Annotated in this window: 12 protein-coding genes; 6 read left to right on the top strand and 6 right to left on the bottom strand. The window is 71.4% G+C overall.

Annotation, left to right across the window (positions count from 1 at the left end; genetic code table 11):
- Positions 1 to 19: 19 nt before the first annotated feature.
- Together KIS93_RS57670 and KIS93_RS57665 are read right to left on the bottom strand one after the other, a co-directional pair.
- Positions 20 to 2290 (bottom strand): hypothetical protein, encoded by a 2271-nt coding sequence (locus KIS93_RS57670; RefSeq protein WP_080039526.1) that lies wholly within the window; start codon positions 2288 to 2290, stop codon positions 20 to 22.
- Positions 2291 to 2392: 102 nt separating this feature from the next.
- Positions 2393 to 3328 carry a sugar phosphate isomerase/epimerase family protein gene (locus KIS93_RS57665; protein ID WP_186405068.1) on the bottom strand — a complete coding sequence of 312 codons (936 nt, stop codon included), beginning with the start codon at positions 3326 to 3328 and terminating at the stop codon, positions 2393 to 2395.
- Between the two features lie 268 nt (positions 3329 to 3596).
- Here KIS93_RS57665 and KIS93_RS57660 point away from each other — a divergent pair, with 268 nt between their 5' ends.
- A complete protein-coding gene (locus KIS93_RS57660) occupies positions 3597 to 4775 on the top strand; it encodes a DUF1684 domain-containing protein (RefSeq protein WP_080039524.1) in 1179 nt (392 codons plus the stop codon).
- Positions 4776 to 4906: 131 nt separating this feature from the next.
- Complete coding sequence (locus tag KIS93_RS57655) at positions 4907 to 5233, top strand: hypothetical protein (RefSeq protein WP_080039523.1); 327 nt, start codon at positions 4907 to 4909, stop codon at positions 5231 to 5233.
- Positions 5234 to 5360: 127 nt separating this feature from the next.
- On the opposite strand, the gene KIS93_RS68105 is transcribed toward KIS93_RS57655, so the two are convergent.
- Positions 5361 to 5915 carry a calcium-binding protein gene (locus tag KIS93_RS68105; protein ID WP_080039522.1) on the bottom strand — a complete coding sequence of 185 codons (555 nt, stop codon included), beginning with the start codon at positions 5913 to 5915 and terminating at the stop codon, positions 5361 to 5363.
- A gap of 272 nt (positions 5916 to 6187) precedes the next feature.
- Positions 6188 to 6643 carry a MarR family winged helix-turn-helix transcriptional regulator gene (locus tag KIS93_RS57645; protein ID WP_080039521.1) on the bottom strand — a complete coding sequence of 152 codons (456 nt, stop codon included), beginning with the start codon at positions 6641 to 6643 and terminating at the stop codon, positions 6188 to 6190.
- Positions 6644 to 6733: 90 nt separating this feature from the next.
- Between KIS93_RS57645 and KIS93_RS57640 the strand changes: the two genes are divergently transcribed.
- On the top strand, positions 6734 to 7681 hold the full coding sequence (locus KIS93_RS57640; protein ID WP_080039520.1) for a quinone oxidoreductase family protein: 948 nt from the start codon (positions 6734 to 6736) through the stop codon (positions 7679 to 7681).
- A gap of 203 nt (positions 7682 to 7884) precedes the next feature.
- Here KIS93_RS57640 and KIS93_RS57635 read toward each other — a convergent pair whose 3' ends face one another.
- A complete protein-coding gene (locus tag KIS93_RS57635; protein ID WP_080039519.1) occupies positions 7885 to 10008 on the bottom strand; it encodes a prolyl oligopeptidase family serine peptidase in 2124 nt (707 codons plus the stop codon).
- 85 nt (positions 10009 to 10093) lie between these two features.
- On the opposite strand from KIS93_RS57635, the gene KIS93_RS57630 reads away from it, so the two are divergent.
- From KIS93_RS57630 to KIS93_RS57620, 3 genes are all read left to right on the top strand, one after another.
- Positions 10094 to 11095 (top strand): proline dehydrogenase family protein, encoded by a 1002-nt coding sequence (locus tag KIS93_RS57630; protein ID WP_230466250.1) that lies wholly within the window; start codon positions 10094 to 10096, stop codon positions 11093 to 11095.
- A 187-nt stretch (positions 11096 to 11282) separates the two neighbouring features.
- Positions 11283 to 12488, top strand: coding sequence for a DUF6461 domain-containing protein (locus tag KIS93_RS57625; protein ID WP_080039518.1), 1206 nt, complete (start codon positions 11283 to 11285; stop codon positions 12486 to 12488).
- A gap of 213 nt (positions 12489 to 12701) precedes the next feature.
- On the top strand, positions 12702 to 13487 hold the full coding sequence (locus KIS93_RS57620; RefSeq protein ID WP_080039517.1) for a hypothetical protein: 786 nt from the start codon (positions 12702 to 12704) through the stop codon (positions 13485 to 13487).
- Between the two features lie 110 nt (positions 13488 to 13597).
- On the opposite strand, the gene KIS93_RS57615 is transcribed toward KIS93_RS57620, so the two are convergent.
- On the bottom strand, positions 13598 to 13957 hold the full coding sequence (locus tag KIS93_RS57615) for a type 1 periplasmic-binding domain-containing protein (RefSeq protein WP_080039516.1): 360 nt from the start codon (positions 13955 to 13957) through the stop codon (positions 13598 to 13600).
- Between the last annotated feature and the right edge of the window lie 15 nt (positions 13958 to 13972).

Below are 13972 nucleotides of genomic sequence, written 5' to 3'. Positions count from 1 at the left end.
CGTGGTCTTCGCCACCAGGTCACTTCCGGTAAACGAGCTCCTTGTCGCCCTTGCCGGGATACGCCATGATGAGCAGCCGCTGCCCGCTCTGCGCCTCGCCCTTCCAGGGGAACCAGGCGTAGTGCACGCGGATGCGGTAGTGCCCCTTGCGCCCGTTGAGGGCGAGGTTGGGCAGCTCGGTGCCGCTGAGGGTGTCGACGAAGACGATCTCGCCGCCGGGGCTGTCGTAGCCGACCTCGACCACCTTGTCCCAGCCCTTGGTCTCGACGGGCGGCCGGCGGGTGTAGGTCTCCAGGGTGACGCAGAGGTCGAAGTCCGGGTGGGTCATGACGGCCAGGGTGCCGCGCGCGGAGGAGACCAGCCCGTTGCCGGGGTCCATGTCCGGCTCGGTCTCCTCCTCTTCGCCGCCCTCATAGGTCTGCAGCACCCCGTAGTCGGTCCACTGCGGCTCCTTCATCCGGATCGCCCGGGCCGGCTTGATGCGCGGACGGTGGCGCGGCGTGGCGTCGCACATGGCTTGGGAGTCGGCCTGCATCGCCGCGATCTCCTGGTCCTGCCTGGTCTTCGCGGCCTGGACGATGGTGGCGGCGCTGGGACAGATGCCGGCCAAAGGATAGGTGAGGGACGCGCGGTCGATCTTCAGCCGGGCCAGCTCCCGTGGGTCGTTGCGGGTGTGGACACCGCACAGGCGGCGCCCATAGGCGAGCACGACCTGGTCGGGCGTGGTGTCGGGGAACACGTGCAGCACCGCCTGCGCGCCGGAGTTCCCGCGCAGCGAGCACACGAACTTCTGCTCGGCCGTCAGCTCGCGCGGCTCCGCCTCGCCCATGTCGATCTCCCACGGCTCGGGCAGGACGCAGTCCGTGGCGGGGCCGCGGGCCAGGTCCGCCGCGGGCAGCAGGCACAGGGCCACGGCCGCGGCGAGCCCCGCGAGAAGGACGTGGTGACGGACGCGGTGGGCGGGCGGGGCGGCGTACAGCAGGAGCAGGAGGAGGCCGGAAGCGGTGAGCGCGAGGGCGTACCAGAGCGGGGAGATGCCGGGCGACAGGAGCTGAGCCCCCTCGTAGGGGACGGTGGCGCCCGGCTGGAGGTAGAGGCTCTCCGGATAGAGCCACAGCTCCCCGAAGAAGGTGGAGTGCTGCGAGGTGAACGCGCTCACGGCGCCGGCGCCGCCCAGCAGGAACAGGGTCAGCGTCGTGGCGCGCAGCAACGTGCGCGTCCGCCGCCGTACCGCGATGAGGATCAGCACCGCCGGCGCGCCGACGCCGACGAGGAGGTCGAGCGCGACCCAGTACGCGGTGGCCTGCGACCCGGTGTACTCGCGTACCGCGTCGCCCAGCACGTTCTTCGGCCCGAGCCAGAACGGCACTCCCCGGGCAAGGTTGACGGCCGCGGGGACCAGCGGGAGCACGATCGCCACGGCCGGCAGCGGCCACCACCTGGCGCGCGCCCGCACGGGCTCCGTCCGGTGCGAGGGAGGCTGGAGCGTGCCCAGGTCGTGTGCCGACCGCGCCCACCAGACCAGCGAGAAGACCGAAACCGCGCCGAGCAGCGGGGGGATCAGCAGCTTCCAGGGCACCGCGTCCGAGCTGCCGAGCGCCACGATCGACATCGAGCCGGACGAAAGAAGCGAGAACAGGACCGCGAGCACGCCGGCCCGTACCGTCGCGCCGCTCCAGCGCGGATCCCGCGCCTGCGCCACCAGCAGCGACACCAGCCACACCGACCACAGGGCGTCCAGCGCCCACGTCCAGTCCTGCCCGGCGAACAGGAAGGTGCCCGTCTGGTAGGCGACGGTGGTGGCGATGTCGTGCACCACGCTGAGCGTGCCGGTCACGAGCATGAGCACCCGTGGCCAGCGGCGGGTGGAGCTGCGCAGCACGCGGAAGAACAGCCAGATCGCCACGAGTTCGATCACAGCGGCGACCGGCGACGTCCACCACAGGTAGGGGATCGGCAGTCGCCACGTCAGGACGTACCCGGCCATGGCGTACAGAGCGACCCGCAGCAGCCGCACCTCCCGGCCGTGCCGCGCCGGCTCCTCGCGCGGCCGCCCGCGCAACACCTCCCGATACGCCCACGCCTGCACCGCCGCGATCGGCACCAGCAGGGCGGGCAGCCACGGCCACGCCCCGATGTCGTCCGCCAGGTATCCGCCCGGGTCCGCGACGACCCGCCACAGCGGGACGAAGTCGCCGCCGGCCAGTCCGACGACGGCGAGCACGATCACCGCGGCCAGGTAGAGGGCCGCGAAACCGGCGGCGAGCCGGCCGAAACGATGGCGGCGCATGAGGCGCTCCCGGGTGGGGGGTGGGGAGGAAAGCCCCCAACCCTACAGATCCCCGGCCAAGTTGATCAAGCGCCGGCTTCCCCCGGTGCCACTGCGATGGACCTAGGTCACCGCACCGACATGACGGGCCACGACGTCATGGACGAAGGCGCGCCCGTCCCACAGGTCGCCCCACACGTCCGAACCGAACGGGATCACATCGACGCACCACCACTCCCCCTGATAGCAGTCGGCCAGCACGGGCAGCAGCTCCGCGAAGTCCACGATGCCCTTGCCGAAGCCGATCTTCCGCGAGAAGAGATTGCGGGCCACGTCACCGTCGGTGTCGCACAGGTGCACGTGCCCGATGCGGTCGCGCAGCCGCCGCACCAGCTCCACCTGCCCGCCCGGCAGCACCTCCTCCGGCTGCACCTGGTTGTGCCCGCTCACCGCGGCGGCGTGGAAGTGGCCCGTGTCGTACAGGAGGCTGAGGTTGGGATGGCCGACGTCGTCGAGCAACCGGACGATCTGGCTCGGCTTGTTGAACGGCTGCCCCGACTCCACCTCCCACAACACCGAACAACCGCTGTCGGCGCCCCGCTCGGCGAGCCGGCCGAACATCCCCACCACGCCGTCCCACACCCGGCGATGATCCACGCCGTAGGGCAGAGGGCCACGCATCCCGGGGTCGACGCGCATCCTGCTGATGCCCAGTTCGGCGGCGAGCCCGAAGAACTCCGCCCACCACTTCTCGTGCAGCGCGACGACCTCGCCGTCCTCGGCCACCGGCCAGGGCGGGAGGCCGGCGATCGGCCCATGCGGGGCCGGCGCCAGCAGCACCGGCTCCAGGCCCAGGTCGTCCAGCATGACCGCCAGCGCGCGACGGGCGGCGGGCTCGGCATAGCGCTCGATCATCACATGGCCGGCGAACCCCGCGAGCTCGACGCCGTCGAAGCCGAACGCCGCGGCCACCTTCAGCGTCTGCTCCAGACCGGCCGGCCGCTCCATGCCGAACGACGTGCTCCACGTGCCCATCGACACCTTCACCTGCCTGCTCACCGGCTTCCGGCACCTCCCGTGTCGGCCTTCGGAACCTGTCCTCATCCCGGCGTGTGACACCGGAGACCATGAGGCCCGGCGCGCGGGAAGAGCCCTCGCGCTCCCCGAGGCTCCGGGCGGACCACACCCCGTCTCTGGATGATCTTCTGTCGCGCGAGCCAGGATATCGGGGCCATCCGCATCGCCTGCCGGTGGCTTCGCCGTCGCTTTATTGCCGATTGGCAACGGGGTTTGACCAAAGCGCAAGGTGCGCGGTTACTGTCCGATCATGCTCGAAAAACACGCGGAAGCGGACTATGAGGCGTGGCGGCGCGGCCGCTGGGACGAGATCGCCGGGCATCTCGGGAAGGCCGGGGTGGTCCGGCTCGCGAAGATCACCGGATCGGCGCAGACGGTCGAGGGCGTGCCCGGACGGTGGGACGCGAGCGGCTCGGACGGGCTGAAGCTGACCGCGGCCGGTGCGGACGGGGTGTCGCTGGACGGCCGTCCTGTCGATGGCACGGTCACGTTGACCGGGGGCAGCAGCCTGCGGTTGCCGGGCGAGCGCACGGTGGCCGTCTCCGGGGGCGGCGGGATCTACGGGCTGACCGTATGGGACCCCGCCGTCCCCTCGCTGGCACGGTTGCGGGAGATCGCGGTGTTCCCGGTCGATCCGGCGTACGTGGTCGATGCGGAGTACCGCAGGACGCCGGGACGGGAGGTGGAGATCGAGCGGCTGACCGATCCGCCCACCAGGCACGTTCTCCCGGCGCCCGCCGACCTGGTGTTCGACCTGGCGGGGCGGCGGCACTCTCTGACGGTGATCGAAACGTTCCCCGGCCACCTGCTGGTGGTGTTCACCGATGCCACCAGTGGAGCCGAGACGCCCGAGATCGGCAGATGGGTGGTGTTGCCGCCGGTGGAAGGCGACACCGTCCGGGTCGATTTCAACCAGGCCGTGCTTCCCCTGCACATCTTCTCCCGCGCCTTCCCGTGCCCGCTGGCGCCGGAGGGCAACCACTTGCCCGTGCCCGTACCGGCGGGTGAGCGCGCACCTGTTCACAGCGAACCCGAAGGGACACGACAGGCCATGAACACCGATGTCAAGGACGCCGCCATCCGCTACCTGCGCCGGCTGGAAGCAGGCGACTACGCCGGGATGCGCGCACTGTGCACGGACACCGCGACCGTCTGGCACAACGACGGCAAGGGACAGCAGACCATCGACGAGAACCTCTCCATGCTCAAGGACGGCCCCGCGGCGCAGGCGTCGCTGCGGTACGACGTCATCCGCCAGTTCACCGACGCGGACGAGGTGCTCCAGCAGCACGTCCTGCGGATCGCCAACGCCGACGGGCCCGTCGGCGAGGTGCAGGCGGCGATGTACTTCCGCTTCAAGGACGGGCTCATCGATCGGATCGAGGAGTACGCCAACTTCATCCCCGCGGCCGCCCGCCGCTCGCGCTAGGGTGGAGATCACGTTCTGCCGAGCGTTGTCGCGCGCGGTCCCGCGTCAGATGTGAAGTCGGAGGTGATCACGGTGCACCCGATCTAGTGACAGCCCCAGCCCGGGGCGTCACGGAGCCGAAAGGTGACCGTATGAGCAAGACCGACAAGACCCGGCCCTGGTGGGTGCGCATGGCCGACGCGCCGCCGACGACCGGCGTGCCCAGGCACGACCATCGTTTCGGGCCGTGCACCTTGCCGGATGAGATCACCGCCGACAGCGCCGGCTGGCGCCCGAACGGCTGTTACTGGGGCCTGCCCGGTTATCACGTGCTCATCCGCGAGACCAATGCCGGGCACCGGGAGTTCACCTACTCCTCCCGAGAGGATCGCCGCCGCAGCCGCCGCCAGGCGCGGCGTGAGCTGCGGGCCTATTACCCTGCCCATGTGAGCGGAGCTCTCGACGCCTACCTGGGCTGATCTCGCGACCTTGTTCCGTGGGGGTCCGCGAACCGCCGGGCCCCCAAGAAACGCCCTGCCACGCCACCGTGATGGCCTGGCTGACGCGAGGGCAGTCGCCGCATCGAGCCGTGAGGCCCGCGCCCGGTCAGGACTCGCAGGTGACCTCGACCTCGGCGGTGCAGCTGTCGGTGCCGGCGCCGCCGGTGGCGCGGTCGGAGCCGAGGCCGCCGAGCAGCGTGTCGTTGCCGTCGTTGCCCGTCAGGGTGTCGTTGCCGCTGCCGGCGTTGACCAGGTCCTGGCCGGAGCCGCCCTGGAAGATGTCGCCGCCCGAGCCGAGGAAGACCAGCGACGGCAGCGCGGTGTTGTTGACGAGCAGGTCGGTGCCGGAGCTGAGGTTCGCCGTCAGGTCGCTGACGCTGGACGCCGCGCAGTCCACGGTGTTGGCGTTGACCTGCGCGCACGAGCCGCCCGCCGAGAGCGTGGTGAGGGTGTTGGTGACCCGGACGTTCGGGCCTGACACGCTCACCGTGATCGCGTTGTTCGTGGTCGTCGAGGTGATGGCCAGGCGCCCGCCGCTGTTGCTGACGGTGCCGGCGGCGTGCGCGGGGCCGGTGAAGGCGAGCAGCGGCACGGCCATCGCCGTGCCGACGAGAAGCGCGCGCAGCCCGGTGGTTCGCGTCGCGCGGATACGGTTCCCCATGGGATCCTCCTGTGATCGGTGATGTCCGCGGGCGGCCTCTTCGCGGCGTCGCCCGTGCCCACCGATTGAAGCGCGAGGGTCCGTGCGCGTTCTGCGGCGCAATACACGGTCGGACAGTGCGGTCGGGAACTGCCGGACGGCCCACGGCGTGATCAGGCGGTGCGCCGAAGCGCCGTCGTGAACGGCTCGCGGCGGTCAGCCCGTCCAGCACCCCGCGGCTGTGGCGGCGACCGCGTCCTGCGCTTCCCCGCCCGCTGGAGGGCGGCTGTTCGTCAGTGGGCGCGCGTGGTGGGGGTCTGCTCGATGAGGGTGGCGGTGGCGCGGTCGAGGAACTCGCAGAACAGGTCGCGCTCGTCCGGGGTGAACCGGTCGGTGAGGGCGCGTTCGAGCACGATGACCTCCTGGTAGGCGCGGTCGAGCAGGTCGCGGCCCGCCGGGGTGAGGGTGGCGATCATGACCTTGGCGTGCACCGGGGACGGTTGCCGGTCGATGAGCCCCTTGTTCTGCATGCCGGTCAGGACGGTGGCCATGCTCTGCTGGGTGACCCCGCAGGCGCGGGCCAGTTGCGCCCCCGACATGCCGCCGCCGCGCGACAGGGTCAGCAGCACCGTGTACTGGGTCATGGTCAGCTCGTAGCCGCGCAGCACCGACTCGTGATGGGCCATCAGCGCCTGCTCCGCGCGACGGATGCGGGTGCACACGTATTCCTCGACGGGCACGTCGCTCATGAAACAGCTCCCTAAGTTGACTCAATATCCTGAGACTGGTTATGGTCCTGCAGTATCAGGATACTGAGTCGAGACAGAAGGCTGAATTCAATGAAGGCTGTTGTTCTGGGCGCCGATGACGCGTTCCAGCTCTCCGAGGTGCCGGATCCCGTGGCAGGCCCGGGCGAGGTCGCGATCCGGGCCGCCTACGCCGGCGTGCAATACGGGGACGTGCTGGTACGCCAGGGGCATTTCCCGATCCCGCGCCCGTTCGTCCCAGGCTTCGAGGTGGCCGGCGAGATCGTCGCGGTCGGCGACGGGGTGGACTCCGCCCGGATCGGGGAGCAGGTGGTCGCGCTGATCGGCGGAGGAGGGTACGCGGAGGTCGTGACCGCGCCCGCGATGCTGGCGATCAACGCCGCGAAGGTCGACGCCCGCACCGCGGCAGGGTTCGGGTGGGTCACCCCCACCGCCTACGACCTGATCAACACGGTCGCCCGGGTGCGGCCCGGCGACAGCGTGCTGATTCACGCCGCCGCCGGCGGAGTCGGAACGCTGGCCGGGCAGTTCGCCGCTGCCGCGGGTGCGCAACGCATCGTCGGCGTGGTCGGCAACGCCGGTCAGATCGGCCACGCCCGCCGGTCCGGTTACCACGAGGTCCTGGTGCGCGAGCAGTTCCCCGCCGCCCTCGACGAGCGGACGTTCGACGTGATCCTCGACCCGATCGGCGGCCCCGCCCGCGTCGCCAGCCTGGAACGGTTGGCGCCGCACGGCCGGATCGTCGTCTACGGCAACATCGCCACCTTCGAACCGGTCACCGTATCGGTCAACGACCTGCTGACGCAGGGCCAGTCGCTGCTGACCTACAACAGCAACCTGGCCGCCCGCACCCACCCCAGCAGGCTGGCCGGCAGCGCCACCCGCGCTATGGCCCTGGTGGCCGACGGGACGGTGCGGATCGACGTCACCGCCGAATACGCCCTCGCCGACGTCGAGACCGCGATCGCGCACCTGGCCGACGGGACCACCCACGGCAAGAGCGTCGTCCGCGTCAGCTGACCGGCTGCGCCGCCCGGATGCGGTGGACGCCGAGCTGCTCGAACCCCACCGCAGCGCCTCGACGCCGAGCCCGCGCCCTCATCGGTCCGCCCGTGACGCCAACCCGCCCTGGGCGGGGTGGCCGGCGTCGGCGGCGATCCGGGCCATGGCCCCGAAAGCGCGGCCCGCCGATCCACCCGCCGTACCCGACCTGTCTGTCACTGTCATGACCGGTCGGAGGCGTGCAGGACGAAAGCCAGCACATCAGCGAGCAGTTCCTGCTCCTGGTCTCTGGTCGAGCCGGCGCCGTGCCCGCCGTGCTCCTCGACGCGCAGCAGCACCGGCCGGCCGGAGGCCGTGGCCGCCCGCAGGCGGGCGGCCAGCTTGGCCGGCTGCCACGGCGGCACCCGCGCGTCGTGCAGGCCGGTGGTCATCAGCACCGGCGGGTACCGCACGCCGTCCCGGACCCGCAGGTAGGCGTCGATGATCAGCAGGGCACGCAGGCCCTCCTCGGTGGTGACGCTGCCGAACTCGGGCACGTTGATCGGCCCGCTGTCGGTGAACTCGTTCCGCGTGGCGTTCACCGTCGGCGCCTGCATCGCCATGGCGGCCCACAGGTCGGGGCGGCGCACCAGCGCGCCGCCGGTGGGGATGCCGCCGGCGCTGGAGCCCTGGCCGGCCAGCCGCCCCGGGCGGGTGTAGCCGAGCGCGATGAGATGTTCGGCGCAGTCGATGAAGTCCGTGATGGTGGCCTCCTTGCGCGCGCCGCGTCCGGCCTCGTGCCATTCGCGGCCGTAGGCGCCACCGCCGCGCAGGTGGGCGACGGCGTGGACGCCGCCGAGCTCGTACCAGGCGAGCAGCTCAGGACGGAACTCCGGCAGGTCGATGAGCCCGCCGGAGCCGTAGCCGGTGAGCACGGCCGGATTGTCGCCGTCCAGCTTCAGGTCCTTGTGGTGGACGACCGTGAGCGGGATCGGCGTCCCGTCCCGCGCGGGCACGTGCAGGGTGCGGGCGTGCACGTCGCCGAAGTCCACCGGCGAGCGCGGCGCCAGCCCGGTGTCCCGGAGGGAGTGGCCGTCGTAGCGGTAGAGCCGGGGCGCGTCGGTCCAGCCGGCCATCAGGAGCAGGGCTTCGGGCCGTTCGGGGTGGGTGGTCCACTCCAGGATCGCGCCGTCCACCGGCATCGGCAGGTCGGCGGGCTCGCCGCCGGACAGGGGTACGTGCCGCAGCCGGCTGACGCCACCGTCGAGGTCGCGTACCAGCAGCCGGTCGCCCACCACCCGCACCGTCTCCACCACCCGCTCGCTCGCGGGCACGACCACCCGGGCGCGGGACAGGTCCGGTGCGGCAAGCGGAACGGCCAGCACGCGGGAGCGCGGCGCGTCCCGATGGGAGACCAGGTAGAGGGTGTCGTGGCTGGTGGCGAGGGCGGTCACGCCGTCCGCCACGCCCGCGACCGGCCGCCACGGGCAGGTTGCCGGGTCGGCCAGCCCGGCGCGCGGCGCCACGTACACCGTGCAGTCGCTCAGCTGCTCGCCGGTCCAGGGCCAGGGGCTGAGCGCGCTGTGGGAGATGATCGCCAGCATCCACTCGCCGTGCGGCGGCACCACCAGGAAAGGGCGGTCGCGCGGGGCCAGCTCGATGCGGGGGTTGAGGCCGCGGGCCAGCACCACCGTGTCCTGCGCCGGGTCGGCGCCCAGACGGTGCAGGAAGGAACGGCTGTCCAGGAGGGACGACTCCGCGTAACGGTGATAGACGAACGATCGGCCGTCCTCCAGCCAGCTCAGGAAGGCGAAACGCGTCGTGGGCGGGATCGTCTCGAGGAGGGCTCCCGAGCCGGCGTCGATCACGTGGATGGAGCTGTCCTCCGCCCCGGACGCCGAGACGGCACAGGCGACGTGGCGGCCGTCGGGGGAGGGCACATACCAGTCGATGGCGTGGTGCGCATCGCCGGAAACCGTGCCGGGGTCGAACAGGACCCTGCTCGCCCCGTCGGCCTCCGTCACCGTCAGCAAGGGCACGCGGGCGTCCGGCTCGCGTACCAAGGCGAAGACCTTGCCGGCCGCCATCCCGAGGCCGAAGTACCGCGTGAGCGCGCCGCCCAGCTCGCGGATCCGGGCCAGCAGGCCGGAGTGGTGCGGCAGGGCGTCCAGGTGCTCGCGGGCGTGCCGGGCCTGGCCGGCCAGCCAGCGGTGGAACTCCTCGCCCCCGGCTTCCATCCAGCGGTAGGGATCCTCGAGCGTGATGCCGTGGAGGGTCTCGCGCACGACGTCCACCCGGGCGATCGGGGGCTCGGTGATGTCGCTCGTCTGCCGCCCCGTGCCTCGCCCGCGCCTTCGATGATCCACAAGCGCAGCCTAATAGCCCCGGCTCCTAAGCCGCTCAGATGAGAGCTCCTTCTAAAAAAATTTTCGTTGGTGATAGAGTGCCGGCGTGACGAACGAGATGACCTTGATGGAGCAGGCGGCTGAGACGATGCGCGCCCTGGCCCTGGACGAAGAGCTCAAGGACCGGGTCGCCGCGGACCCCGCACTGCGCGGCCTGGCCTGGCGGGTGGCCGAACGCTACGTCGGCGGCCGGACCATCGACGAGGCGCTCGGCCGGGCCGCCCTGCTCAACGCGGAGGGCAGCGCCGCCACCATCGACTACATGGGGGAGAGCTGCCGGGACGCCGCCCTGGCCACGGCCGAGACCGAGGTCTTCCTGGACCTGTCACGGCAGGCCGCGGCCCGCGCGGTGAACTGCTCGGTGTCCCTCGACCTGTCCCACATCGGCTCCGTGGTGGACCGCGAGCTGGGGCTGGCCAACGCCACCCGGCTGGCCGAGGCCACCGCCGCCGCGGGCCAGGAGATGATGATCTCGATGGAGGGATCCGACCGCACGGACCTCGTCCTATGGACCCACGAACGCCTGTGCGAGCGTTTCGACCACGTCGGCGTCACCATCCAGGCCCGCCTGCACCGCACGGCCGAGGACCTGCCCCGCCTGCTCCAGCGACCCGGCCGCATCCGCCTGGTCAAGGGCTCCTACCTCGAACCCGAGTCCGTCGCCTACCCGCGCGGCAGCCGCGAGCTGCGGGCGGCGTTCCTCACCTGCGCGACCCGCCTCCTGGACGACGGCCACCTCTGCTCGATCGCCACCCACGACCCCGACCTGCTGACCGCGTTGCAGCCGCACATGCGGCCAGGCTCCGGCGCGTACGAGGTCGAGACGCTGCTGGGGCTCGACGCCGGCCGGCTGGCGGCGATGCGCGACCGCGGCCATCCCACCAGGCAGTACATCGTGTTCGGCACCCAGTGGTGGCTGTACGTCTGCAACCGCATCGCCGAGGACCCGCTCCGCCTGCTGCAGGCCCTGATCGACGCCACCCGCGCAGGCAGTGAACTGACCAGTGGCGGCCTCGCCTGCGGGGCGGTCACGACTGCTGAGCCCTGACGCCTCTCGCCCTCTGACGCATCTGCGCAAGGTCTTCGCCAAGCTCGGCATCGCCTCCCGCAAGCAGATCCGCATCGCCCTGCTCGACAACACGGCGGCCACGGCATGGCGCTGAACGGTGCAGCCGATGTCGGGCCCGCCTGCCATACTCACCCGTGATCACGGAAGGGCGGAACCAGGGAGATCGATGCGGAAGATCATGCCCGCGGATTACGCGTGGGAGGAGGCATGGGAGGAGATCTACACCGTCACCTTCGTCCGTGGCCTGGACGAGCGCGAGACGCTGCGCCGGTTCGGCGTGGTCGACGGCAACGTCCATGTGGTGGCCGATGAGGAGGTCATGGAGCGCGTCGAGGAGACCGGCGGCCGCTGCGACATGGTGCTGGTGACCCGGGCCGGCGGCTGGACGATCGCGTTCGAGTACGGCGGCTGGGAGGGGACCCGTCCCGAGACCCTGCGCGAGCTGACCCGTGGTGGTGGTGAGGCCGTGTCCGTCATGCGGCACGACTACGCGGCTTCGCATGCCTTCGGACACGCCGCGGACGGCCGGGTTCGGACGGCCTTCCGCCCGCAGACGCCGCAGGAGCGCTGGGGCAGCCACCCCGACGCGCTGAACGAGGACCTGCGCGAGCTGGGTCTGGATCCCGACCCGGAGGGGGAGTTCCCGTACCTGTCCGGCTCCGTTCCCAAGGCCCTCGCGCTGGCCAGTCGTATCTCCGGCGTGCTGTTCACCCCCGCGCTGCTGGAGGGGCCGCTGCTGGGCGGGGTCATCACCGACGCGGCTCCCGACGATCCCCGGGAAGGGGACCCGCTCGCCCGGCACGCCCTGCGGGTCATCGATCGGCAGCTCGCCGAGGCCATCGACCATGCCCCGCCGGACCTGCGGCGGCGAGCCGCGGTCGCCGAAGCCCGGCGCCAGTGCGAGCTGGCCGGCGTGGCCGACCACCCGGTGCTCGCCGCCGCGCTGGCTTCGGCCGAGCGCGGCGAGACGGGCCCGGTCAGGCACGACTCGCCGCTCGCCGAGCTCATCCGCGGCTACGAGTCGCAGCTGACCGGCCATCCGATCGACGAGACCACCGGCGAGTGGCGGGCCGGCCCATTCGCGGATCCGCACCGCCGCCCGGACGTCAGGCGCAACATCTTCTCCATCGACACCGCGACCGGCATGCCCGCCTGCCCCAGCTGCAGGTGGCATCACCGCCCGGGCGAAGCGGAGCGGGAGGCGGTCCGGCCACGCTGGCAGGCGGCGAGATCAGTACGGCACGCCCTGTCACCCGACGCCAGGACGGCCGCCTACAACACCCACTTCCCGCTGGTCCACGGAGATCAGCTCATGACCGACCCCGACCACGCGGCGGCCGTCGCCGCGACACTGCGCGCGACCCCGACATAGCGGGCCCCGATTCCGCGGCTCAGGAGACAGGAAACGCGTGGCCCTCGACCACCACGGGTCGTGAGCGATGGTGACGGGCGGCTGGTGCGGGCTTCGTCGTGACAGCGTTGAGATCTTCATGCGCGAAGATCTTCCCAGCCTCCGTTCCGGACGGCACGGAACCGAGCGGGGGAGCAGCAGGGCATGGGGCGACGGACGATTGGGCTGACTGCCGTGCTGGCCGTATCGGTCTCGGTCATCGGCGCACCCGCCGGAGCCGTCACCCGTCCTGATCCGGTCGCGGCACTGAAGCGGCAGCTCGACGGTCACGGCGGCGTGCGGCTGAACGCGGTGTATCGCATCGTCTGGGGGCCGAAGAAGGATCATGTCTCCAGCCGGTCGCGGGCCGTCTACAAGTTCGGCGGGGGCGGGATCGTGGCGATCGACGTGCGCTACTCGAAGTTCTCGCCCGGCGACTCCCGGAGCATCATCTTCCCCGACCGCGCCTACGGCTGGGAACGCGAGCACCCCGCCTATATGCCGGCGGGCAAGTCCTGGTTCTTGGAGACCAAGAAGAACGACCTGGAACTGGTGTGCGGGCAGATCAGGCTGAGCGATTCCGCCACGCTCCGGCACGTGCTGGCCACCACGACGGTCAAGCGGCCCGCCGGCGTCTACGACGGCACGCGCACCACGCTCTACGAAGGCAGCACCACCATCGGCGACCTGTACAAGCTGAACCCGGGCCTGCGGGTGGACGGCTTCGAGAAGCCCACGGGGCAGTACGCGAGCTACACCAAGCTGCCCGTGACGTGGCGGCTGTGGCTGGGCTCGGATCAGCTCGTCCGCAGGTGCCAGACGCGCTATGACGAGCCCGACTCGCTCTGGAACACCAAGGACCGCAGTGTCTCGACCGCCGACGTGCGGCTCTCCGGCTGGGGCGAGGCCGTCGACATCAAGCCGCCTCCTGCCGAGCTGGTGGCGACACGCGATGAGCTGGTCTTCCCCGACGACGACTGATAGGCGGGAACGCCCCACGACGCAACTGGTGACCGCCCCGTGATCGCTCGGGCGGGCGGGGAAGCGGGGAAACGCCTGCTCGGACGCGTCCGGGCAGGCGTTTCGTGCGGCTACTTGAGGCTGTCCGGGACGCCGGACTTGTCGCCGAGGCTGGTGAGATGGTCGGCGTACTCCTTCACGTTGTTCTTCGTGACCAGCTCGCCCCGCAGCGTCTCGTCCGGCTGCACCTGCTTGCCCCCCAGCACATCGCCGGCCAGGGACATCACCTTCTGTCCGAGGGCGAAGGGCGACTCGGCGTTGGTGGCGTACATCTCGCCCGCCGCGACGGCGGCCAGCGCGTCGGCGATGCCGTCGTTGCCGAGGACCTTGACCTTGCCCTTGCCGCCGGAGGGCTTGCGGTCGAAGGCCATGATGGGGATGCCGGCCGCGTTCGCCTGCGTGACGGAGCTGCCGGCGGACTGGCTGCCCACGGGTCGAGGATGAGG

The organism is [Actinomadura] parvosata subsp. kistnae, from assembly GCF_900323885.1.
Lineage (GTDB): Bacteria > Actinomycetota > Actinomycetes > Streptosporangiales > Streptosporangiaceae > Nonomuraea > Nonomuraea composti.
The sequence above is the reverse complement of the archived record's forward strand: the minus strand, read 5'-3'. Positions and strand labels throughout refer to the sequence as shown.